Genomic DNA, 23,971 nt, shown 5'->3' with positions numbered 1-23,971 from the left:
TCTCAAACGTTTATACTATAAAGCAACAAGCAACTTATGGGAGGTTTGGAAGTGAATCAAAAGAAAATGTTTGTGAGCTTGCTCGCAAGTGCAATGTTGATCAGTTCAACGGCTAGCATTGCCATGGCAGCGAGCACAACTAATAAAACGTCTGCCACCAGTTCAAATAGCAGTACATCGAAGAAAACGACAACAACAACGCAGAAGGTTGTACATACCCTGGGTAACCTGTCAGCTGTTAAAGTGACAGCACGAAGTTCCGTAAGATTAACAGATGTAAACATCTTGGCACAGGACGATGGCAATGTGGTTACGTATACATTGTCTTACAAGAACAATGACAGCACCCCAATGATGATGCTCGATTACTGGAGCAAGGTAAAGACGAAAGGCGGAACACTATTTTCGCCCAAATTGATCGCAAAAGATCAGGAAAAGAAAACAGTCGCGCCTGGATCAACAGTCGAGTTGACCTATGTCATGAAAGTGGGTCGCGAAGTTAAACTGAGCGATCTGAACTTTCTCATCGTGAAATGGGATTTCAGTCAAGCTAACTATGAACGTACGCTGGGTAAGTTTAACGTGCCCGCATCCTATAGCATTACTACACCTGTAGGTAAGCCGAAGACGGTTCGTCTGAGTGATTCTGCCGTGAAGGTTAAAGTATCAGGCATTAAAGTGTTTCCAGGTGAAGATAAGAAACAGTATGTGAAAATTGGCGTGAATTTAAACAATATCAGTTATAAATTACTTGAAAATCCGAATATCAAATGGATCTTACGTACGCCAAGTGGTACGAACTATCCCTTAACTCCGGATAAAGACAGTACGAATGTTAGCATCCAGGCCCAAGCTAATAAGGCCCTCAATCTGATGGCATCTCTTCCTACGTCAGTGAAGCTGCAAAAGTCTGAGTTGTTGCTGGTAGAAGAACAGGGTGAAGAGAAGAGTGTTCTGCCTGTTGCTGCATTACAATTGCCAGAGGCTAGCAAGACGAAAGTAGAGGTTGCTGCCAATCAACCAAACATTATATCGGTAGAAGGACAACGACTATCCACATTGCTTGAATCTGCTAAAGTTCGAATCGATGATGGTGAGTATAGTCTTAACCTTCAAATGAAGCTCAAGAATGAAGGCAAGAAAGCCATTAAGGTGCCTACATATACTTTCGAGGTACGGAATTCAGACGGAACAATCTATCCGATCGAAACGAAAGCACTGGATACATTGAAGTTGAACCCAGGCGATATCAAGACAATTAAGCTTAATGCAACCCTTCAAGGTGATGGGGATACAAAAAAGATCAAGCTTTATGTAATGAGTCCGGTGGACAAAAATGAAAGTACAGAGTCAGCAACAGCTTCTTCTCCAACCAATGGATTTGTTTTCTCCTATCCTGTAGGCGTTTACGCAATCCCTGAATCGGTATCCAGCGGAGATGGATTGACGACCGAAACGGTCATTAAGAATAACAAAGGTACATTTGGTGTGTCTTTTGGATCGTTACAGCGGTTGCCGTGGCTTGATAGTGATATTATTGCGGCAAAAGTGACCATTCGTAACGCAGGTAACAAAACAGTCCAACTTCCTGAACTTGAAGCAATGTTTATGATTGATTCTGCTGAGATTGAAGGAGACAAGAAGCTAATCTACACACAAAGTGGCAAGCTACTTGGAGCGGGCATGACAACGGAGGCTTATCTGCTGACCAAGATTCCTTCTCAGTTACGTATATCTCGTCTTGAACTTAGTTTGAACGAGAAAGTTAGTGAAGAAGAAACGAATGAATGGATCACGTTAAATACATCTGGATTAATTCCACCGTTATCTTATGTCGGAAACGGCAAGACATATACATCGGGCACAGCTGATAAAGAGACCGAAATGGGTGTGCGCAGAACGATACGTTATCCGGGAACATCATCGGACATCGTATATACCGAATTCGAAATGACGAACAAATCACTGCGTCAAAGTGGTCTCGGTAAACTAGTAGGATACTTCAAAACATCGGATGGCCAATATTACAGGGCAACAGCGAAACAAGCAGAGCGTTTGCCTGGACCGGGTCAAAAGTCGATTGTTACGTTCTGGGCTAAAATTCCGAAATCTGTTACCTTCTCTGACCTGCGTCTAATTGTGGGTGAAGGTATTGCAGACAGCAAATTTGTAACGGGTGAAGGGGAGGCGACTGCTTATGTCAATGCTATGGCATTTGAAGTACCGCCAACCTCCATTAGCGTTCAAGGGTCTCTGAACAATATTGATCTCTATCCATTTACACTTACTTCCAACAGTGTACGTGCGTATCTGGCTGGTAGCAATTCAGTGCAAGTTGATATGAATTACACGCTTACTCGTAGCGAAGAGATTGAGATGGCTGAGAATGAACACAAGTGGATTTTAACCTTTACAGCTCAAAATGGAAAAGTATTCGAGAAAGAGTTAACTCCTGGTACTGATCTGAAAGTGGGAACTAACCAGACACTGAACTGGAGCGTCGAAGATAGCTTCTTCGAGAAATTACGAGGCGGCTCTTACCGACTAAACTTGTATGATCAATTCCAGGGACAACGCTTGCTTCTTGCAGAGCAAGTTTATGGATATGATCTTTCCAAGTTACCAAAAGAAGAACCAATAATAGAATAATAGTATTTGCAGACTTAATAATCCACTATGATTGCTATCAAAACCTCGTTTCTACCCCAACGGAAACGAGGTTTTGCTTGTGGCATCCCTATTTTTTCTCTATAGTTAAAGTTAATAGATTACCAGAGGAGGAAAATGATTCACATGAAACCTTATATGAAAGTATCCCTTGCTGCGCTTGCGATTGGTGTTGGCGTGTGGGTTGGGTCGGTATACAGCAATACAGCTATCGGTGCAGGTACAAGCCAGCCAGGAACAGCAGACGATCCGGTTGTAACGAAAAGCTATGTTGATCAGCAGATTCAAAAAGCATTGGGTGGTGGTGCTAGCACAGGTTCTGGTAACTCATCCGGTAATAATTCCGGCTCTACGGGAACAGGGAACTCCGGTAGCACAGGCGGAGACACTTCACTTCCTCCACTTGTTTCAGGTGCTTCTGATGCCGTTGAGATTGTTACCGTGAAGCCGGGACAACAGCTGATCGGGAAGTCTGGCGCGGAGTTCATTGTACGTAGCGGTAAGGCTGTGATCGTCAGTGAAGGTACGAATGGTGTAGCGGATCTGACGGACGGGATTGACCTGACGAATGGACAGGCAGCGCCGACTAATCACCTGCTCTCTTTTCCAAGGGATGGACGGGGGATCACGGTATTGGAAGGAAACAAATACAGCCTAACCGTAATGGTTCGTGGTGGATATACTCTGCAATAGGATCTGTAGCTTTTAAAGAAATTATTCAGTAGTCATACATTTCATTTGCTCAGATTACCCAGTTCTAACAAACATTAATACGGCTAGATAGCCTTGTTCCTGCTCACTCTATAACTGTTGACAACCAACTTAACGGAGGTGCAGGAACCATGGCTAGAAGCAATCGTAAAGTGGTACCCGAAAGTCGTCAAATGCTGGATCAGATGAAGTATGAGATTGCTGCAGAGTTTGGTCTCAATGTGGGTTATGGTGGCAGAGGTTTGGCTGGTGCGGATACAGAATTTGGATCTGAACTGGGTGAAGTGAGTGATCATTCCTATGGGCAATATAAAGGGTGGGGACATCTGACTTCCCGTGAGAATGGATCGGTTGGTGGAGAGATTACCAAAAGGCTAATTCGTCAGGCAGAGCAGCACTTATAGGGCATTTTCCTTACCCCGTTTCGTTTGACACGTCTTGACAAATAAGTTAAGATGGCATTTGAGGTATGCAACCTTTTCCACTAGGGAAAGGTTGATTTTCGTTTGAGGCAATTACCTGAAAAATCCTTATCTTCGTAACTGCGGACCCTGCGTCCTTATTCCATGTTGGAAAGCTTCGAGGGTACAGTGAACGAATCGCTGTCATGTTTTGTTCGGGCAATCGCCATACTACTAGTTATGGGAGGTTGAAACTTCATGTCTGTTAAAGGCCGGCATCTATTTACATCGGAGTCTGTAACCGAAGGACATCCGGATAAAATCTGCGATCAGATCTCAGACGCCGTATTGGACGCGTTTCTTGCAAACGACCCCAATGCACGCGTAGCTTGCGAAGTTTCCGTAGCCACAGGCTTAGTGCTTGTCATCGGTGAAATCAGTTCAGCTTCTGAATACGTGGACATTCCGTCCATCGTTCGTAATACAATTAAGGATATTGGCTACACACGTGCCAAGTTCGGTTTTGATTATAACACTTGTGCAGTGCTGACTTCTCTGAATGAGCAGTCCGCTGATATTGCCCAAGGCGTTAATGCAGCGCTTGAGAACCGTGACCCGGAACAAGTCGCTCGTGAAACAGAAAACATTGGTGCAGGTGACCAAGGTCTGATGTTCGGTTTTGCAACGAACGAAACACCGGAACTCATGCCTTTGCCAATCGCTCTGTCCCACCGTATCGCACGCCGTCTGGCGGAAGTGCGTAAGAACGGTACATTGGAATATCTTCGTCCGGATGGTAAAACGCAAGTAACGATTGAATACGACGGTGACAAGCCGGTACGTGTGGATACAATCGTTGTGTCTACTCAGCACGCTGAAGAGACTACGCTGGAGCAGATCCAAAAAGACATCAAAGAACATGTCATCTTGCCTGTCGTTCCAGCGGAATTGCTGGATGAGCAGACTAAATATTTCATCAACCCAACAGGACGTTTCGTTATTGGTGGACCTCAGGGAGATGCAGGCCTTACTGGACGTAAAATCATTGTAGATACCTACGGCGGTTATGCACGTCACGGCGGTGGTGCGTTCTCTGGTAAAGATCCAACAAAAGTAGACCGCTCTGCAGCATATGCGGCTCGTTACGTAGCGAAAAACCTTGTAGCTGCTGGTCTTGCAGACAAGGTGGAAATCCAACTTGCTTATGCGATTGGTGTAGCCAACCCGGTATCGATCAACGTAGATACATACGGAACTGGCAAAGTCAGCGAAGAGAAATTGGTTGAGCTTGTGCGTAACAACTTCGATCTTCGTCCGGCTGGCATCATCCGTATGCTGGATCTGCGTCGCCCAATCTACAAACAAACTGCTGCTTACGGTCACTTCGGCCGTACAGACTTGGATGTACCTTGGGAGCAAGTGGACAAAGTAGACCTTTTGAAAACTCAAGCAGGTCTGTAAGTTCCTGCCCAACACGTTTAGAAGTCCAAGATTCCTCTAAGGAATCTTGGACTTCTTTTTTTTGCATTAGTACTATGGATATCCCTGCATTACGAAAAAGGAAATTAGATTTACATATTATAACTATTTGCTAATCAAATATTTCCTTTTTGCCGAAATACATAAAGAGGACTATACATGGGATAAACAGTTGAATCTGGATGAGGAGGAACGAAAGGTGAGTATTAAAGGACTGATCCGTAAGGGGATCATCGGATTGTTAATCGTGCTAATGTCTGTTCAAGGTTGGCACGGTATCCCGATTGTAGATTCAAATACGGCGTATGCTGCTGATGAATTTAATGACACATTAATTGAGACTACTATCCCTGCTGTGGGAGCTACTGAGGTTGACGGCGCAGCACCACTTGTTATTCAGTTCAAGGAAGCCGTCAAGAAGTCTGAGAACACTGTGGGAAATATAGTAATTACGCGCTTGCAGGATAATATTCCGGTGGCTACTATAAGAATGGATAGCTCAGACGTGAAAATTAAGGGAACTCTAGCAGATCCTGATGCACCGGAGAATGTTGATGGGGTAGGAAAAGAGGTAAGTATTACTCATCCACTGTTACGTGGAGGAACATACTATGTCCAATTCGATACAGGTTCCTTGGTAACCGTTGATGGAACAGCGGTGAAAGGTCCAACATTACAGCAATGGAAGTTTAGCACAAAGGGCATAGGAACAGCCAAGGTAAGCTCCTATTACCCGACATTAGGAGCAGTATCTGTTCCAACTACGTCCAACATACAACTGACCTACAATGACAGTATTACAGCTGGGGCAGGTAAAATTCAAATTTTCCAGGGAAGTACAGTTGTTGAAGAATTGGATATAACGGCAGGTTCACCGCGTATTGTAATAAATGGTAGAACGCTCACAATTGATCCTACGAACAACTTCTCCAATGGAATTACATACTCGGTGGTGATGCCCGAAGGGGCATTGAGAGACAGCGTTGGTAATGATGTAAAAGGCATTAGTCGAGGAGAATGGAATTTCACTGCATTTTCTTCCGATCCCACAGCATTAACAGTGTCCTCATTATCGCCAACCAATGGGGCAAGCAATGTTTCGCTAACGAATGAACTAACAGTGACGTTCAACAAAGAGTTGAGTTCAGCTTATATCACTGGAGCGGTTACATTAAAGAATGGTAATGGCGTTACAGTGCCTGCAACAGTATTGCTCAACAGCACTAATAATCGACAACTACGGATTATTCCGTTAAGCAGCTTAACAAGTAATACCACATACACTGTGGATGTACTGGGAGGTTTTCTACGGGATAACGCGGGAAATCTGTTTACTGGATTGAACGGGGCAAATTCATGGACTTTCAGGACATTGAGTTCGGATACAACAGCTCCAATACTAAAGACAGCCAAAATGTACAGCAATAACATCATTCGTTTGACATATGACGAATTGCTCTCAAGTCTTGATCCGTTTGCTTCCAGCTTCACAGTCACGATTAACGGAGAGAACCGTAATGTAAGCACATCCTATGTTTCAGGAGACAGCGTATATGTGGTACTGGATACGGGTGTAGCGGTAGGACAGGTTGTGAGAATTGCGTACGCCCCAGGAACGGGGACTCGTAAGATTCAGGATATGTCTTTTAACGCTGCAGCAGCATTCTCAGCCAGAGATGTGGAGAACGGTCTGGATTCCATCATGTCCAAACCGCGTGAAGGTACAGCGTACGGTAATACGATTAGTATGTACTACCCAGAAACGGTATATGTTAATTCAAGTGATGCAGCAAGACAGTTCAGTGTGACGGCTGACGGAGCATCGGTAGGAATTAGTAACATCTCTACGAATACTAGCTCTCTAGTTACGCTCAGTCTTAATCGTTCCATTCAGAACGGAGAAGTGGTGAGGGTATCATATGAACCGGGCTCATGGCCTGTAAAGGACACCCGTGGACAGGCACTTGCGGGCTTCAGTGGGTTCTACGTTCGTAACAGTATTGATACGAAAGCACCCGAATTTCAAAGCGCAGAAGTAAGTGGGTCTACATTATGGATTCGTTACAATGAACCACTGAGCAGAACGAACAAACCTCTCAAGAGTCAATACTCCGTATTGGTAGATGGTAAGGCAGTGTTCGTAAATGATACAGAGATCGAGGATGACTTGGTTACCCTGACTTTGGCAAGTGCAGTTGCCAGCACGCAAAACGTCAGTTTGTCTTACGTACCCGGAACCTTGAGATTGACAGATTTGAATGGCAACCCCGCTGGTTACATTAATTTAGCGCCAGTAACCTACACCTATGGAAATGGGAAAATTCTCTCGGCCGCCCTTCAAGGGGACACCGTGTCCATCACTTTTAAGGATCCACTTCAGGCCCAGACGGCTCTTACAGCATCTCAGTTCGCTGTACAGTTTGGTGGTTCCGCAGTAAGTGTAACCTCTGCTGCCACTTCAGGTTCCTTGTTAACCTTGAAGCTTTCGAGTGCAGCGACATCGGGACAGACGGGAACGGTTAGTTATGCACCGGGAGCCGTTCCATTGAGAGATGCATTAAATAATACTATTGCAGCTTTTGGGCCGCTTACCTTACAAGTTAATGGCAGTTCCACAGGCAGTCAGACGAGTAGTCGTCCTTCTTGGTTAACGGAACTAGATGGATCGAGCTATGGTCAGTCTTTACTTGTGATGAGTAACGATACAGCTACCAATGTGTCGGCAATGACGCGCAATAACCTTTCAACTCGTCAATTTAACGTAGATGCTACCAAATTGCTACAGGCCTATGAGTACGCGACTACGGCTGGTAAAACGGCACAGCCTGTTGTATTTGAGATTAATGCCGATGAATCTTCGGCATATGTTGGCTTCCCGCTAGGTGCATTGGCTCAGTTGGCATCAAGCAACCGTAGCAGTTCAATTGGAATCAAGTATGGTGATCGCTTATGGACACTTCCTTTGTCCAATTTGGATGTGTCTTCCATAATTCAAGGCGTGGGTGCATCAACAAGTACAGGTTCTTCCTATCTTTACGTGCAGATCGAGACAGTACCAGTATCTGGATCGGGCACATTAGATGGCTTATTGCTAGCTGCGGGCGCACAGAAGTTGGGAAATAATACGAATATATACTTGTCTGCATTTAACGGAAATAACAATCAACGTGAGGAGCAGAACTTTAAGAGCCAGCTCTCTATACAATTGCCATTGAAAACACCGACGACAACTTCAGGGCTAACCTATATCGATCCAGGTACATTTATTCTATCTAACGTGCCTAGTTCGTTTAAAACCACGATCAATGGTGTTGTCATTCAAGGACAATTAAATGGCAATCAAACGGTTGTTCCTGTCACACATATCGTAAATTACCAAGATACATCATCCCATTGGGCTAGTGCAGTCATTAAAGAACTATCTGCCAAATGGATCATTGGTACGCCGAACGGTTCTTTCTATGGACCTAACCAAAATATTACCCGTGCTGAGTTTGCTGAATTAGTGGCTAAAGGGATGGGACTCGCAGGTAATCAAACAGCGACAGGTCGTTTCCGTGATGTTCTTGGAGGTGGCACTACAAGTGCCTATATCGGTGCTGCAGCTGAAGCCGGAATCATTACTGGAAATACCGATGGTACCTTTAGGCCGGATCGCCCTATTACGCGTGAGCAGATGGCACTTATGATGGTACGTGCGATGAACTACGGTGGGAAAACAGTCTCTCTTCAATCTTCGGCTGCCACCACTTTATCCAAGTTCAAGGACAGCAACAAAATCCAGTCCAAGGATTCTGTTGCCAAAGCGGTGCAAGAGGGAATCATTCAAGGCATGACAGCCAGAACATTCGAACCTCAGGGAAATGCAACTCGTGCACAGGCTGCGGTCATGTTGAAACGGGTTCTGGACAAATTAGGATATCTATAAATTGATAGGGACACTTCAAGGAAGCGCATTTCTTGAGGTGTTCTTTTTATTGAGAGGTTTACAAATCTAACAAGCTCTCTCCAAATAGATCCTTTTAATTAGATAAAGGACAAAAGAGAGGTGACGATATATAGAAAGGGTGACTTTTTTGAACATTACAAAGATACTCAAAAAAGTATTATACGAACGACTTCAAGGATTATCATTCGTTTATCAAGATTCTTCATCCAATCCTTGGGTTTTCGTTAGATCTAGAAATGGTTATTCCAAAGAAATGATAGAGATTGATATAAGTAATTGGGAATCTTGTGCCATTCGTTGCACTTTCCAAACGAATTCTAAGTCAATTAGTAGTACAAAGCTTGCTGAAGGAAGTGTTCATGAGTGGTATGTATATCAAAATAAAGAAGAACTGCATCAAATTCTTAACTATTTTGGTGAACTCGTAGGGAAATACGCTTTGCAATGGTTTGCAGAGCATGCAGTGGCTCTTTCACCCGGACCATCCAATTACCTAGGCACTGAGTGGAGTGACTTTATGCATGATTTCGTCGAGACAAATCATATTAAGTTAGCGGACCCAATTTCGCTTGTCATATTAGATAAGTTAATAGTACAGGGGATAGATCAAAATGAGATATACTCAATAGGTTTTTGTTTTGGGGAAATTATTATAAAACGTTTTGGTGCAGAGTGGGAGTATAATAAAGAACAAGGTCCGATGATAAAAAATATAGCGGGTAATCCTAGATTTAAACGATCACCACATGAATTGGTGAAAAATGTATTAGAGAGTCGAACTCAATTATCATTACAGAGGTACTATAATGATATTGAATTTGTGGTAGAAGACTTGTAAGTTAATAGGAAACATATGAATCATAAATGGACTTCAGTTGTGCTGACTCGTGCACAGACGAAGTCTGTTTTTTGATTAGTTTAACTACATAGTAGAAACGTCTGGAATTGATTAACCAATATATACCTGAATCTTGACTGTTGGCGTAACTTTTTCCACAAAAAGCAGTCTATTAATAGAAGAGTATACTAGAGATCTCGCTATCGGCTGCCTACTTGGCAGTGTTCGTGATGTCTAAGATTGATATACAAGATGGGAGAGACGTTTCAGACATGCTGGGGAAACATGGGAAACAGCTGGAAGACGTTAAGGGCAGTAAGGTGAAGAAATGGGCGATTGTGACGCTGGCGGGCGTGATCTGGATTGCACCGGTGATGAGCGCAGGCGGACAGATGTGGTCAGGTACTTCGTGGCAATCGGTAGCCGCAGCAGCATCTACGAATACAAGCAAGTTAAGTGAAGAAATTCTGACTTCGGGTGCGAAGCTCATGAAATACAAATATACGACAACACGTTCCGGTTCCAAGGTCAACGTACTGGCGGATGTCATCCAGGTGGATCTGCAGAACCCGTATGTGAAGCTGGATGTGATGACAGGCAAGGGCGGTAATCTGAATAGCAAACAGAGCACAGGTGCCATGGCTAAGGAAAATGGTGCAGTAGCCGCTGTGAACGGTGATTACTTCAATGTATCCGGAGAGCTCGCGCCCATTGGTGGACAGGTCTCCGATGGCGTACTGGTCTCCACACCTTCCGAACTGTCGGGCATGTATGCCCTCACGGTAACCAAAGATGGCAAACCGATGATCGACGAGTATTCTTTTGATGGGACCGTGAAGGCGCAGGATGGTTCAACCTTTGCTTTGCGTGGGATAAATAAAGAGGATTATACGGTAGAGTCGGGTGCGGTGAAATATAGTCATGCCAACTCGATGTATATTTATACACCTGCATGGACCTCCACCAAACGTCCGAATGACCCTTCCACAACGCCGACAGAGGTTCTCGTGCAGAACGGAGTCATTACCCAAATCTCGGATAAAAAAGCGTTAAACATGACGGTGCCGCAGGATGGGTACATTTTGCGTGCGCATGGAACAGCGGCGACATGGATCATGAGCCATCTATCCGTTGGCCAAACCTTGGATGCGGATTACAAGCTGAAAGCCAAAACAACCGGGCAATCGGTCGATCCAAGTAACCTGGAGATGATGATTGGCGGTCACACCATTTTGGTGAATGGTGGTAAGGCAGCTTCCTTTTCCCGTGATATCGCATCTTCTGGCATCGGCGGCATTCGTGCAAGAACAGCAGTAGGATACTCCCAGGATGGTCGGTATGTCTACATCATTGCAGCGGAGAAAAACAGTAACAGCAGCGGGATGTCGCTGACGGAACTGCAAACCTTTATGACCAGTGTGGGTGTCTGGAAAGGCATGAACCTGGACGGAGGCGGCTCCACAACAATGGTAACACGTCCGTTAGGTGAGCAAACCGCCGGTCTGACCTTCAACACAGAGTATGGTACCGAGCAACGTCAGGTTGTAAACACGCTGGGTGTGTTCTCTACGGCTCCTGTAGGTAAACTGAAGGGCTTTGCCGTGAGTGGTAGCCAAACGTTGCTGGTGGGACAAGAGGGCAAGTACACAGCCAAAGGATATGACACCTACTACAACCCGATCGCAACAGGCGATATCAGCATGTCCTGGAAGTCCAGCAACAACGGTATCGTGAGTGTCAGCAACGGCACGATCAAAGGCGTGAAGCCAGGCACAGCAACGCTGACGGCAACAAGCAATGGAGCTTCATCCTCCATTAAAGTATCGGTATTGGGTGGAAGTGAATTGGCTTCCTTGACAGCAGGATCGGGTCTGGGTTCGCTTAAAGCGGGCACAACGATGTCCATTCCGGTAACGGCAACAACGAAGAGCGGACAAAGTGTTACGGTTCCGGCGGACTCGCTGACATGGGAATTTATCGGGTTCAAGGGTAAAGTGACTGCTGACCAACTAACGGTATCTTCCGTTAATTCTGGTGCACAAGTGGGATATGCGATTGGTCGTTATGATGGTTACAGCACAGTCGTGGTACTCTCGGCTGCTGCCAGCGAAACGATCTGGGAGAACTTCGAAAATGTGAATTATCCAATCAACTTCACGACGAACGCAGCTGGTGTAACTGGTTCGGCAACTGTCACAGCAGGAACAGGTGAGAAAGCCGGCTCCAATGTACTGCAACTCGGTTATGATATGACAGCTGGAACAGGCAAAATGTACGCTTATGCACAACTGAATGGTTCTACTGGCAGAGAGGTATCTGCTGCAGCTACATCGATGTCGATGGATGTTATGGGAGATAAGAGCCTGAACTGGCTACGTGCCGAATTCACGGATGCCAATGGCAAAACGGTATATGCCGATCTCGCCAAGGCGATTGACTGGAACGGTTGGAAGAAGCTCAGCGTTGATCTGAACGGATTGAACATCGCCTATCCGGCGAAGCTGAAGCGGGTCTATGTGGTGAACGTGGAAGAAGGTCAGGATGAGCGTGCGAAATCAGGTACGGTTGCCTTTGACAACATCGCATTCACGATGCCTTCCAAGTCCAGTGAAGTCGGATTGCCTACGGGTACAGCTTCGCTCGTGCTTGGACAGAAATCGATGACGGTGAACGGAACGAAAAAAGCAATTGATGCAGCACCGGTACTGAAAAATGGTACGACGTATGTGCCAATCAAGCATGTTTTGGACGCTTTTGGTGGTCAGGCAAGCTGGGATAGTAAAAATCAACGGATCACGGTATTACGTGGTGGCAAGTTAATTGATCTGGTTGTAGGGCAGAAAGAATTCATTCTGAATGGTAAAAGACAGAGCGCAACTGTTGCACCATACGTAACGGGTGGTAGGACTTTAGTCCCTCTTAGACTCGTTTCCGAGCAACTTGGACTGACTGTAAAATGGGAACAGAAAACGAAGACCGTTACCATCTCATCGTGATATGGTATGATATATACCGGAAACGATAGAAATGGAGTCGAACAAACGTGGATTTACAAGCCGATGCCATAGACCGCGTCATTAAAAACGCCATACAAGTCATGGAAAACAGCAAATATCAAATGTTCGAGATCATGGACGCGACTCGCGATGAGCTGAAAACACTCAACGAGGAGTTAAAGTCGGTGCTGAAGGAGACGGCGGAAACGATCGAGAAAGTAGATCAATTGGAGCTGAACTACCGCCGTTCCCGGATCCGGCTGACGGAGGTTAGCCGCGACTTTGTCCGTTATTCCGAGCATGATATCAAGCAGGCGTATGAGAAAGCAACACAGCTGCAGCTGGATTTGATGATTTATCGTGAGAAGGAAATGTATCTGAAGGCCCGTCGGGATGACCTGCAGAAGCGTGCCAAAAATGTGGAAGCTTCTGTGGAGCGTGCCGAGACCATCGGTTCGCAGATGGGTGTTGTACTCGAGTACCTGTCAGGTGAACTGGGTCAAGTGACCCGGATCATCGAATCTGCCAAAAATCGACAAATGATTGGTTTGAAAATAATTTTGGCCCAGGAAGAAGAGCGGAAACGTATTGCTCGTGAGATTCATGACGGGCCTGCGCAGATGCTCGCCAATCTAGTGCTTAGGACGGAAATTGTAGAAAGAATGCTCATTAAGCAGGATTTTAAGATGGTCCAGGCCGAAATAGTAGATTTGAAAGGCCAGGTTCGTTCCAGTCTTGAAGAAATGAGAAAAGTTATTTTCAATCTGCGTCCTATGGCACTGGATGATCTGGGACTGATTCCAACGCTTCGGAAGTACGTGCAGGATTTTGAGGTAAAAACGAAAATCCGGTCGCTTTTTGAAACAAGAGGTAAAGAACACCGTTTATCTTCTGCGATGGAGGCAGCGATCTACCGCCTCGTGCAGGAAGGTCTGTCGAATGCTGCAAAGCATGCTTATCCCACTTATGTTGTAGTGGAAATTACATACCAGGCTCAACTCGTCAAAATTGTCGTTCAGGACAATGGGCTTGGGTTCAAACCGGAGCTTCTTGCGAAGAAAAGCAAGGATCATACCCACTTCGGTCTGATTGGGATGAGAGAACGGGTTGAACTGTTAGAAGGAAGAATAGAGATTGAATCCGGAGAAAATCAAGGAACCAAAATAGTGATTCATATCCCGACAAACGTGGATAAGGGAAAGGAGTAGCAGGATGATGGAAAACCGTGATACTGGTAAAGCGTCAATTAAAGTTCTATTGGCTGATGATCATCAGCTGTTCCGTGAGGGACTGAAACGCATTTTAAATATGGAGGACGACATTGAGGTCATCGGCGAATGCGGCGATGGTATTCAAGTGCTCGAATTCTGCAATCAGGATAAACCTGATATCGTGTTGATGGACATTAACATGCCGATCGAAAACGGGGTTGAGGCAACGGAGAAATTGCGTGAGCTGTTCCCTGATGTCAAAGTGATTATTCTGTCCATTCATGATGATGAAAGTTATGTATTTGAGACGCTTCGTAAAGGGGCTAACGGATACTTGCTGAAGGATATGGAGGCCGAGTCTCTGATCAATGCGATTCGTTCCGTGCATGAAGGACATGCGTTCATTCATCCGAAAGTAACGGGCAAACTGATTATGCAGCTGCGTCGTATGACGTATCTTAATGAAACAGGGGCAATGAGTGAAGGAGCTTCGAAGGAAGCAGGTGTTAAATTTGTCGCTGGCGACAATAACCCGCTCACACGTCGTGAGGCTGAAGTACTGCGCTTGATGGCAGAAGGTAAGAGCAATAAGATGATTGGTGAATTCCTGTTCATCAGTGAAAAAACGGTAAAAAACCATGTCAGCAGTATTCTGCAGAAGATGGAAGTAGACGACCGTACACAAGCTGTTATTAATTCGATCAAATATGGTTGGGTTACGCTCTAATACCTTATTTCTTTATAAAGCAGTATTTATATCGTAAGTCAGTCCATTGGTTGGTTCAACCTTGATGAAGTATAGATTGGTGTTCACTCGCGCCCTTTCCAGAATGTTGGATTGGTCTGCGGGTTAATGGACTTTATCACTGCAAATGAGCAAAGTGTAAGGTTGTGCGGAACATATGTTCAAGCTTAGGCGTGAATGAATGACCTGGCCTGTCTTTCTTCGTCCGGTGTCGATCAGAATGGAATATGAGTGATGGGAAATGCAAGTGTAACCCTTCAGGAAGTACAGCATATACTTGTTGTATACAGGGATGTTCGCCATAGGTGAGCATGACCTTCCGAGGAGGTGCAGTTGCCATGGTTGCTCATCTGACTATGATTCTGCTCATATACTTCCTGGCGGCAATGGCCGTTCATGCCATGCACCAGCGCCATCTATCCCGTCCGGAACCTGACGGTTTCGAGCAGATTCTGCTCATCCCTTCCAATCAGGCAGGGCGGATCGAAGGCATTGTAAGAGAACTTTGCCGGGAATTAGTATACCGTGGAAAGAGCTTCAGATTGACCGTTGTCGCTGATCGTACAGAAGCGGAAACGATTACGATTATTGAAAAGCTTATGCAAAGGCAAGGATTGGAGACATCCTATCTGCCTGCTGTCCCTGCTGATATTGAACGGGTAGCGCAGACCGATCACACGTTTCGCCTGATTGATTTGCGTGAGTCAGAGCATAAATCATCATGTGAACGGAAATGGGAGTAGCATTTCGCAGATCTACAGTGAAAAGATTACAGCAGAAGCTGTAGTCTTTTTTTGTAATTGTAGCCAAGTCTGCTTTTAAATTAAAAATGGGTTTTTATGCAATCTATGGTTATTGTCTGGGTGCGATGAGTTCTTGATTACAGAAATAAGATTTTCGAAGTCAGAACTCTTAATTTAAAAGTATAGACGAACCAGATTGGAAAAAGTTTCGCTTTTTAAAGAAAGATTCTGGTTATTATCAGAATTGTATGATGCAAGACGAACCTTGTGATGTAGAGATTCAATTGGTATAGTAATGAGTAGATTAATTATACGCAAGATTGAATATGGACATGAAGCACATGCTCCGGCGAACAGCCGGGTAGGCATGTGCTTTTTTTGCGTTCAGGAGAAAGTAGGTTGGAGGGAGGAGAGTAAATGAAAGTTGTCTTATATGTGTGCCGTATAGGGGAAGGGTGGAGCATGGCCTTGTCTCTCGATATGCGAGTGGATGTAACTTGGTGGCTCGTGGGAGGAAGTGGTCGGCATGTGCTGTGCTGGTTGTTGTTGGATACGGGGTTGCCGTTAAGTCAGGCCTCTTGGTTGGTTGAGCATTTTGAGATGGAGCGGGGCATGGATCACTGGGGTGAGTGCGAATGGCAGAGCTATCTTGCACGTAAGCTGGATGTATATGAACTGGCCTCGGGGGAAGTTGAGGCGAGAAAAGGTATAGCGGGCAAAGCGGGGAGTGCCGCTGTACGTGGCATTCAGGTAGGCGGGATGCCGGGGCCGTATCCCGCCGGGCAGTGGGCTCAGCTGGAGCGGGACGCAGCCCTGCTGGCTGAGCGGATCAGCGGCCGCCAACTGCTGGCGGCCGAAGCGGAGGCGTTGCTGGCGGATACCGCCCAGCCGCCAAGGGAGTGGCGCGCGGCTGCGCAGCTCGCGCGCTTGCACGGGCGGCTGAGTATCACAGCCGCCCTCGAAGGGCCTGCCACGCGCCGTCGGCACGCGTGGCTTGGACGCGCGCGGAGCGCGCCCCGCTGCCACCGTTGTGGCAGCGAAGCCAGGCAGCGCGTGCCCTGCGCTGCCTGCGGCCTGGCGGCGTGCGCCTACTGCGAGGCTTGCCTCGCGCTGGGGCGCAGCCGTGCCTGTGCGCTGCTGCTACGCAGTGCAGCGCAAGGGGCCGTGCCACGACGCGGCGAAGCACCGCGTGGCACGGCCTTGGCCCCCACTGGCGGCGGGCTCGCCCGGTGGGGGCTTAGCGCAGCGCAGAGCGCGGCAGCAGCCGCGGCGCTTGCGTTTTTGGCCCGGCCACCCGCAGGGGATGGGCCGGGGCGGTTCTTGCTGTGGGCCGTGACCGGGGCCGGCAAGACAGAAATGGTCTATCCGAAGTAAGGTCGAAAACGTTGATGTATAAGGATTTTTTGATCATATCTTTTATCTATTGACCACATTTTGACCACTGTTTCCTAAAGTCCGTCCATCAATTCGTCGAACTTCCTTGCCGCATCCTGTTTGGTTGATTTTGTTATGTGCATATATATTATGCGTGTGACCTTATCGTCCAAGTGACCCAGCCTTTCCATGATAGCCTCTAAACTTACCTTCGCTTCTGCGAGCAGAGAAACGTGAGTATGTCTCAGTGAGTGTGGGGTTAGTTTTAAATCAATGCCACTCATTTTTAGAAAACGAGGCATTTTATCACCAAGCATTCTTTGGATCTCTGGATAACCCGGGTGCTTTAGTCGATTGACAAAGACAAAGTCATGTTCGACATATTCTTTCATGTTCTTCATCTTAAATTTTCTTTGATCTGCCCTTAACTTTTTCAGTTCTCTAATAACCTTATGGGTAATGGTGATGGTTCTTCGCGAACCGACGGTTTTCGGGGTTTGTAATTTAAACTTCAGAGTATTGTTATTTATGTTGTACAACGTTTTAGTGATACTAATTGTCCCTGCTTCAAAATCTATATCTGACCATCTCAGAACACAAAGTTCGCCGATCCTCATGCCAGTGTACGCAAGGACAAATAATTGAGTGTATTCTTGAATCGTTATCCTAGTTTTCAATGATCCGAGAAATCTTTTTAATTGATCTCTTTCCATGAATTTAGGCAACCCGTCTCCTGATTCTAATTCCTCTACCGTTTTCCTCTTAACAGGCACTATCGAGTATTTCGTGGGGCTGTTCTTTATGATCTCAAGTTCAACTGCTTTATTATAGATTAGTTTACCAGTAGCGTGAGTAGCTATTATTGTCTCTTTAGAATATCCTCGCGAGTGTAAATCGAAAAGCATATCTTGATAAATCTTCCTAGTCATATCGCGTAATGGAATAAAAGCGAAATAATCCATCATTCTATTTATGCATGTTCTGCGCACGTCTACAGAGCTTTCTTTGATTCTTCCGGAAGCAGCATACATTTTCAACCACTCCGCTGAAAAATCCTTGAAGTTAATATCCTTTTCGTGAACATAAGAGCCTTGAGCGAACTCATATTCGACAATACGTGCAGCGTCTTCAGCTTCTTTTTTTGTTGTAAATCCACTAACAGTCTTTTGTCTGCGCTTACCAGTCGCCGGATCGATACCTATATCAACCGTAAAGGAATATTTAGCACCGCATTTACATTTCACTTTTCCTTTAGGCTTGGGGTCGCACTTACATCCCCTGCGTCGTATGTACGCCATTTATACACCTCCAGTGCTCAATCTTGATCATAAACGTTAAAATGACCCATGTAGACGCCGCAAACCTTTATTTCATTAGGAAGTGCTGTGAAGGATTTAAAGTCTTTATTCTCGGGAACTAAGGATATTGTCGGGGCGCCCTCAGACCATTTCATTCTTTTCAATACACCTTCCTCCGAATCGTTCAACAGCGCAGCTACTATTTGACCGTTGTTTTCAGCCCAAGGCGCTTTTTTCATGTAAACAATATCGCCACTTCTTATACCGACATCAATCATAGAATCGCCTTTCACCCGTAAAGCGAAATCCGGTTGTCTCTTATTAGGGAAAGGATAGTATATATACTCTTCAATGTTGTTATCTGCCAGCAGGCCATCACCAGCGCAAATTGTTCCTACCAAAGGTATTTTGTTTGTTGAATCCATTGGCACTTCAATAGCTTCACCATAACTAGGGTCAATTTTGTGCTTTGGAACTCCAAGGGCCAAGGCTAGTTTTTGAACATTACCCGGCAAAGCAAGTGAACGCGCATTAACATAATCAGAAAGTGTACTTGTAGGTATCCCTGTTATTTCGCTTAACTTCTTTTGTGATAACTTGTTTTCTTTAATTAGTGTTCTCAAGTTTTCTGCTATAGCTTCTCTAATCTTCAATTCAAATTCCGTGTGTTTTCCGCGTTCCAACTACTCCACTCCTTAAAAGAATAATCTTCTTCTACAATATAGGCACAATTATATCCGAATAAAACCGAAAAGAAAAGAAAAAATCCGAAAAAAATCGGTTGACTATCCGAAAAAAATCGGATATTATTTGGGATGTCAACACAGCAACAAGGCAGGGGGTGGTCAACATAGTTGATCAAGAGACCATGACAGAAGTCATGTCAATGTTGACATTGGAAGCTGCTCGGGTCAATTGTGGATTGAATCTTGTAGATGCAGCAAAGCTTTTAGGCATCCACAGGGATACGCTCTGGAAGTACGAACAGGATTCCACGAAAGTCTCAAGGGAGTTTGAAATAAAAGTTAAGGAGGTATATAGACAGCCGAAAGGCCGTATTTTTTTCGGAAGAAAATCCGAATTTTTTCGGATAAGAAGTCCGGAATACTCAAGAAAGGGTGAAGCCAAATGAAATCCGTAGCAACTCTTCCTAACAGTTTAACAGCGAACGAGATCCATGAATTCACTAACATCAAGCTTAGAACGGTATATGACTTGATGAATACCAATCCTGAGAACGGTGGAATACCTGTTTTCAGGATTGGTAGGTCGCTATATGCAGACAAAACTGAATTTATAACATGGTGGGAACAAGCTAAAACACGCGGTAGAAAAAATTATTCAGTATAAGGCGGTGAGCAAATTGAACAATCAAATTCAAATATTCAACTTCAACAGTTCAGCAGTGAGAGTGATCGAGAAAGATGGGCAGCCGTGGTGGGTTGCAAAAGACGTGTGCGAAGTCCTTGATTTATCCAATCCTACGGTCGCTTTACAGAGACTCGATAACGACGAGGTGGCTAAGTTCAACTTAGGGGGATTACACGGAGAAGCAAACATAGTGAACGAATTCGGTTTGTATTCTCTCATTCTCGGAAGTCGCAAGCCAGATGCAAAACAATTTAAGAGATGGATAACCCACGAGGTAATCCCATCAATCCGTAAAACTGGTAGTTATGCGGTGAGTTCACTCAGTACTGAACTGCAAGCTATATTTGCTCTCGATCAAAGAACGCAAGAATTTGATCAACGACTTCATCGTATCGAAAACAACACAACAATCGACTACGGACAGCAACGTCAATTGACACAACGAGCAAACGAGGTTGTAGTATCGGTTCTTGGCGGAGTTGACTCACCCTCTTACCGGAATAACAGCCTGCGGAGCAAAACATATTCAGCGCTCTGGCGGGACCACAAGGACTACTTCCAGACAAACTCCATGCGAGATACATTGATCAAGGATTTTGATAGAGCGTTGGATAGGGTAGCTGATTGGTATCCGCAGGGTCGGTTACTTCGGGAAATCGAAGATAAAAATCGCCAGTTAGTATTTTAAGAAAGGGTGAACAGAATGTACGATCTAGTCACAGAAAACGCAGTTTCGTGGATCTTTCCAGGGGCAGTGCCGCTCCAAGTTCTCCAACGCTTTCGTGAGGTTGTCGGCGACTCGTTTGTAAGCATCTCTACGGAAGAGGGTTGCTTGGAGTTCTACGGGGCGCAAGCTCACACAATTATGTGCACTGATTGGGCAAACGAAAACAAATTTCAGTACATTCAAGTGCTGGACGATGTGTACAAAAATTTCAAGGACAAGGCGGGATGGGCATGACGGAAGATAGATTGAAAGAGCGTGTGCTGTTGAATAGACGACTCAACACGCTACGGCGTTTACGGTCAGCGGCATTCCCTGGAACTGAAACATGGTTCGATACAGACATTGAATACTTGGAAAATAAATTACGTACTCGGGAGGGACAAGCATGAACCAAAAAACAAAGGATCGCCAGCGACGTGCATTGCGTGCGCAACTGCTTAAAACGTATCACCAGTTAGCTGATGCAGAGGATGTGTACAAGCAGGCTGATTTCCGGTTGAAAATACTTCGACTTGAGAAGCTTTTAAAGCGAGTAGATAATCCGGTTGATAATCGGGAGTACACAACTCAAGGTATGACGGTGGGGTATTGCATGAACTGCGAGATTTCAATATCGAGGTACAACATTTTGAAGGTGGAGGACAACGGATCAATGTTTTGCTGTGAAGGGTGCCGTGTTCATTACGATGAGTCATGCGGACATAGAAAAGCGGCTGCGTCTCGCGAACGCAACCGCCAATCAAACCATTTTTATAACACATTTGCTGTAATCATACCAAATTATCAGCCAATGAGCAAGCAAGGCGGTCAGGAGGCCGTGTATGGGACTTGAATTCAATCCCTATCCAAAGTCAAAACAGACTAAAAGCAAGCGAGTGAAGCCGACCCAGCGCCAAATGGGTGACATTAGGGATTCGGTAGACAAGCAACTCAAGGAACGCTCTCAGGGAATTTGTGAAGCATGCGAAAAGGCCCGAGCCACCCAACGCGCTCACCTTACTGGCAGGAAGCAAATTGATCATCGGACTGAAGTATATGATTTAGCACACCTATGTGACGAATGCCATGATTTGCTGGACGAGACCGAGGCGGGTATCCGCTTCCGGCGTCTGGCGGCAACGATCATAAGCGCGGCTTTGAAATAGACGCGGGAAAGGATTTACAACATTATGATTAATCAACTTAAATTCGATACTGGGTTCTTTATGGGTCCCAATGAAATCTTTGATGATATAGATACGAAAACACATGAAAAACTGGTTTACCTCTACTTGTGCCGCTGCGCTAACAACGCAGCTGCCTTCCCAAGTTACAACACGATTGCCGAAAAATGCTCCATGAGTCGCCGGAAGGCTGTTGACTGCATCGATTGGCTGATTGAACGGAAATTGTTGGTCAAGCGAACACGCCGGAAGGACGGATTGAACGAAAGTAACGTGTACGAAATCTTGAGACCTAGTGCACAGCATGCATCACGGGTAGTGCAGGACATGCACCATGGTAGTGCAGGACATGCACCAGGTGTAGTGCACCACATGCACCAGGGTAGTGCACAGCATGCACCCTATAAAGAACTATCTATAAATAACTATCCTTATAAAGAGGAAGAGCGTCAAGAATCGCCTTCGGCAATTCAAGACCCTGCACCTGAATCTGTTGATTCTTCAAAATCTTCTTCAAGAAAAAGACCTCAATACAGTGAAGAAAGTCCTTACTACAAAATGGCTATCCATTTCAGACACAATGTTGATGGGATGTGTGAGCGAGAAGGACTATCCAATGGAACGGCCAAAGCTAACATGCAGACATGGGCGGATGACTTCCGCCTGCTGGTCGAAAAGGACAAGCAGTCAAACACCGATCAGATATATGCGGTAATGGACTGGGTGGTAAATGACCACTTTTGGAACAGCAACGTCATGAGTGCTAAGAAATTCAGAGAGAAGTATACACGCCTGGTCATTGATATGAACAAATCAAAGAAACCGCGTGCGATTGCTGGCGGAAAGTCAAGTAAACCCGTAATACCTGTTGTTGCCGCAACTCCTTCAGGGCAGGCGGATGAGCCTTCTCAGGATGAGTTCGAAGAGATGATGAGATTTGCTGAAGAAATGCAGAAAAACAAGGCTGCAGGAGGTGTCTCATGACATTACAAGGCAATCGTGGGATGGGATTTGAAGCAATCATAACTTTTTCAAACGATAGATACGACAAACTGGGACTGGCCGTGGTAAACAAGCGGCCTACTCCGGTCAAAGTTGTCAGAGTGGCCGGATCTACTGTGATTGAAGGATATTACGAAGAGCCTTCAACTGTAGACTATGACGGGATTATCAAAACAGGTCGCGGCATTGCTTTTGAGGCAAAGTCGATTGCGAGCCTGGATCGGTTCCAGCTCAAGAACCTCAAGGACCATCAAGTAGAGTACCTGTTAAAAGCTCACAAGATGAACGGTATCTCATTCCTGTTGGTAGAGTTTCGGAAGCAACGGAAAACTTATCTACTGCCATATACAGTCCTTAGGTTCTTCTGGGACGCTTACAAACGGAAACAAGGGTCAAGTATTCACATCTCGGACTTCGACGTTCACGCCTACGAGGTTCCAGACAAACGGGTGCCCGTAGATTACCTTTGGTCCGTAGAACGTCACTGGAAGGCGTCAGGGTCATGATTATCACCTGTTATAAGTGTACATCGGACATGAAGGAGATACGGACGGATTTGTTCCGCTGCCCGTTCTGTGGGTTTGAAGCACGTCAGTTATCAATGACTCAGGAAATCACTCAAGACGATATCAAGATAGCTGCCAAGAACGATATCAGTAAATGGCATGTTATCGAACGGGTGAAACGGTACAACTGGGCGATTGAAGAGGCGGTCACCGATCCTGTTCGAAAACATGAGAAGCATGGAAAATGGCCGGAGATAGCCGAGGCAAACGGCATCCCAAAGGCAACTTACTATGCCAGGTATAAAAGTGGCTGGAGCCGCGAACGAGCTGCTACGGATAAAGTAGATCGGAAGAAAGCGCCAAAATCACACCGAAAGAGTGGTGTTACAACATGAGACTGGTATCGAAGTGGGAGAAGATGAAAGTAATCGCTGCGGCTAACAAGGTACCTTACAGCACGTATATCAAAAGATTGCATAAAGGTTGGTCTTATGAAGAGGCTGCAAGCACAACTCCACTCATTCGGCACGCCACGGAAGATACAGTGAAACGTCCGGCTCCAAAGCCAAAAGAGGCAGGGCCTGAGAATCCGATGGGCAGACAAGCTGCTCTCAAGAAAATTGATGAAGTGGTAAATGCAAACTGCAATCCTTGCAGACTCCGTAACAGATTAGACACTTACTGTCTCCAAGAATGTCAGATAGGCAAGGAACTACAGGAGTTAGGCAAACATCTAAAACGAGAACGGAAATCCCGAGCAGGCAGGGGATAACAGAGGAAGGGAGACAAG

Annotated in this window: 21 protein-coding genes; 19 read left to right on the top strand and 2 right to left on the bottom strand. The window is 45.6% G+C overall.

What is annotated here, in order from left to right:
- The first annotated feature begins 51 nt into the window (after positions 1 to 51).
- The 10 genes from NYE45_RS27290 to NYE45_RS27245 all read left to right on the top strand — a co-directional run bounded on the left by NYE45_RS27290 (position 52) and on the right by NYE45_RS27245 (position 15,740).
- On the top strand, positions 52 to 2,649 hold the full coding sequence (locus tag NYE45_RS27290) for a hypothetical protein (protein WP_340014697.1): 2,598 nt from the start codon (positions 52 to 54) through the stop codon (positions 2,647 to 2,649).
- A 144-nt stretch (positions 2,650 to 2,793) separates the two neighbouring features.
- Positions 2,794 to 3,360, top strand: a complete 567-nt coding sequence (locus NYE45_RS27285; RefSeq protein WP_340014696.1) for a hypothetical protein — start codon at positions 2,794 to 2,796, stop codon at positions 3,358 to 3,360.
- A 149-nt stretch (positions 3,361 to 3,509) separates the two neighbouring features.
- Positions 3,510 to 3,782 (top strand): alpha/beta-type small acid-soluble spore protein, encoded by a 273-nt coding sequence (locus NYE45_RS27280; RefSeq protein WP_017691962.1) that lies wholly within the window; start codon positions 3,510 to 3,512, stop codon positions 3,780 to 3,782.
- Positions 3,783 to 4,037: 255 nt separating this feature from the next.
- Complete coding sequence (metK, locus tag NYE45_RS27275; RefSeq protein ID WP_105600112.1) at positions 4,038 to 5,240, top strand: methionine adenosyltransferase; 1,203 nt, start codon at positions 4,038 to 4,040, stop codon at positions 5,238 to 5,240.
- Between the two features lie 217 nt (positions 5,241 to 5,457).
- Complete coding sequence (locus tag NYE45_RS27270) at positions 5,458 to 9,186, top strand: SwmB domain-containing protein (protein ID WP_340014695.1); 3,729 nt, start codon at positions 5,458 to 5,460, stop codon at positions 9,184 to 9,186.
- A 148-nt stretch (positions 9,187 to 9,334) separates the two neighbouring features.
- Positions 9,335 to 10,045: a hypothetical protein gene (locus tag NYE45_RS27265; RefSeq protein WP_340014694.1), complete on the top strand. Its 711-nt coding sequence runs from the start codon at positions 9,335 to 9,337 to the stop codon at positions 10,043 to 10,045.
- Positions 10,046 to 10,317: 272 nt separating this feature from the next.
- A complete protein-coding gene (locus NYE45_RS27260; protein WP_340014693.1) occupies positions 10,318 to 13,041 on the top strand; it encodes a stalk domain-containing protein in 2,724 nt (907 codons plus the stop codon).
- Between the two features lie 47 nt (positions 13,042 to 13,088).
- Positions 13,089 to 14,249, top strand: coding sequence for a sensor histidine kinase (locus NYE45_RS27255; protein ID WP_074092506.1), 1,161 nt, complete (start codon positions 13,089 to 13,091; stop codon positions 14,247 to 14,249).
- A 7-nt stretch (positions 14,250 to 14,256) separates the two neighbouring features.
- Positions 14,257 to 14,979: a response regulator transcription factor gene (locus tag NYE45_RS27250; RefSeq protein WP_026081439.1), complete on the top strand. Its 723-nt coding sequence runs from the start codon at positions 14,257 to 14,259 to the stop codon at positions 14,977 to 14,979.
- Between the two features lie 356 nt (positions 14,980 to 15,335).
- Positions 15,336 to 15,740 (top strand): hypothetical protein, encoded by a 405-nt coding sequence (locus NYE45_RS27245; protein WP_340014692.1) that lies wholly within the window; start codon positions 15,336 to 15,338, stop codon positions 15,738 to 15,740.
- 1,448 nt (positions 15,741 to 17,188) lie between these two features.
- Here NYE45_RS27245 and NYE45_RS27240 read toward each other — a convergent pair.
- Both NYE45_RS27240 and NYE45_RS27235 read right to left on the bottom strand, forming a co-directional pair.
- On the bottom strand, positions 17,189 to 18,412 hold the full coding sequence (locus NYE45_RS27240) for a site-specific integrase (RefSeq protein WP_340014691.1): 1,224 nt from the start codon (positions 18,410 to 18,412) through the stop codon (positions 17,189 to 17,191).
- Positions 18,413 to 18,429: 17 nt separating this feature from the next.
- Positions 18,430 to 19,095, bottom strand: a complete 666-nt coding sequence (locus tag NYE45_RS27235) for a S24 family peptidase (protein WP_340014690.1) — start codon at positions 19,093 to 19,095, stop codon at positions 18,430 to 18,432.
- Positions 19,096 to 19,193: 98 nt separating this feature from the next.
- On the opposite strand from NYE45_RS27235, the gene NYE45_RS27230 reads away from it, so the two are divergent.
- From NYE45_RS27230 to NYE45_RS27190, 9 genes are all read left to right on the top strand, one after another.
- Positions 19,194 to 19,544: a helix-turn-helix transcriptional regulator gene (locus NYE45_RS27230; protein WP_340014689.1), complete on the top strand. Its 351-nt coding sequence runs from the start codon at positions 19,194 to 19,196 to the stop codon at positions 19,542 to 19,544.
- 231 nt (positions 19,545 to 19,775) lie between these two features.
- The gene (locus tag NYE45_RS27225) at positions 19,776 to 20,471 is read left to right on the top strand and encodes an ORF6C domain-containing protein (protein ID WP_340014688.1); all 696 of its coding nucleotides are present in this window, start codon (positions 19,776 to 19,778) and stop codon (positions 20,469 to 20,471) included.
- A gap of 269 nt (positions 20,472 to 20,740) precedes the next feature.
- The gene (locus tag NYE45_RS27220; protein WP_340014687.1) at positions 20,741 to 20,899 is read left to right on the top strand and encodes a hypothetical protein; all 159 of its coding nucleotides are present in this window, start codon (positions 20,741 to 20,743) and stop codon (positions 20,897 to 20,899) included.
- On the top strand, positions 20,896 to 21,342 hold the full coding sequence (locus NYE45_RS27215; protein ID WP_340014686.1) for a hypothetical protein: 447 nt from the start codon (positions 20,896 to 20,898) through the stop codon (positions 21,340 to 21,342). Before NYE45_RS27220 ends, NYE45_RS27215 begins: the two co-directional genes overlap by 4 nt.
- The gene (locus tag NYE45_RS27210; RefSeq protein WP_340014685.1) at positions 21,332 to 21,655 is read left to right on the top strand and encodes a hypothetical protein; all 324 of its coding nucleotides are present in this window, start codon (positions 21,332 to 21,334) and stop codon (positions 21,653 to 21,655) included. The genes NYE45_RS27215 and NYE45_RS27210 overlap by 11 nt, the downstream gene beginning before the upstream one ends.
- A gap of 24 nt (positions 21,656 to 21,679) precedes the next feature.
- Positions 21,680 to 22,657 carry a helix-turn-helix domain-containing protein gene (locus NYE45_RS27205; RefSeq protein ID WP_340014684.1) on the top strand — a complete coding sequence of 326 codons (978 nt, stop codon included), beginning with the start codon at positions 21,680 to 21,682 and terminating at the stop codon, positions 22,655 to 22,657.
- Entirely contained in the window at positions 22,654 to 23,181 is a 528-nt protein-coding gene (locus NYE45_RS27200) for a Holliday junction resolvase RecU (protein WP_340014683.1), read from the top strand. Before NYE45_RS27205 ends, NYE45_RS27200 begins: the two co-directional genes overlap by 4 nt.
- 29 nt (positions 23,182 to 23,210) lie before the next feature.
- Positions 23,211 to 23,576, top strand: a complete 366-nt coding sequence (locus NYE45_RS27195; RefSeq protein WP_340014682.1) for a hypothetical protein — start codon at positions 23,211 to 23,213, stop codon at positions 23,574 to 23,576.
- Positions 23,573 to 23,953 (top strand): zinc-finger domain-containing protein, encoded by a 381-nt coding sequence (locus NYE45_RS27190; protein WP_340014681.1) that lies wholly within the window; start codon positions 23,573 to 23,575, stop codon positions 23,951 to 23,953. The genes NYE45_RS27195 and NYE45_RS27190 overlap by 4 nt, the downstream gene beginning before the upstream one ends.
- The last annotated feature ends 18 nt before the right edge of the window (positions 23,954 to 23,971 follow it).

The sequence above is a fragment of the Paenibacillus sp. FSL K6-1318 genome (genome assembly GCF_037976905.1).
GTDB classification, from domain to species: Bacteria; Bacillota; Bacilli; order Paenibacillales; family Paenibacillaceae; genus Paenibacillus; species Paenibacillus amylolyticus_A.
The sequence above is the reverse complement of the archived record's forward strand: the minus strand, read 5'-3'. Positions and strand labels throughout refer to the sequence as shown.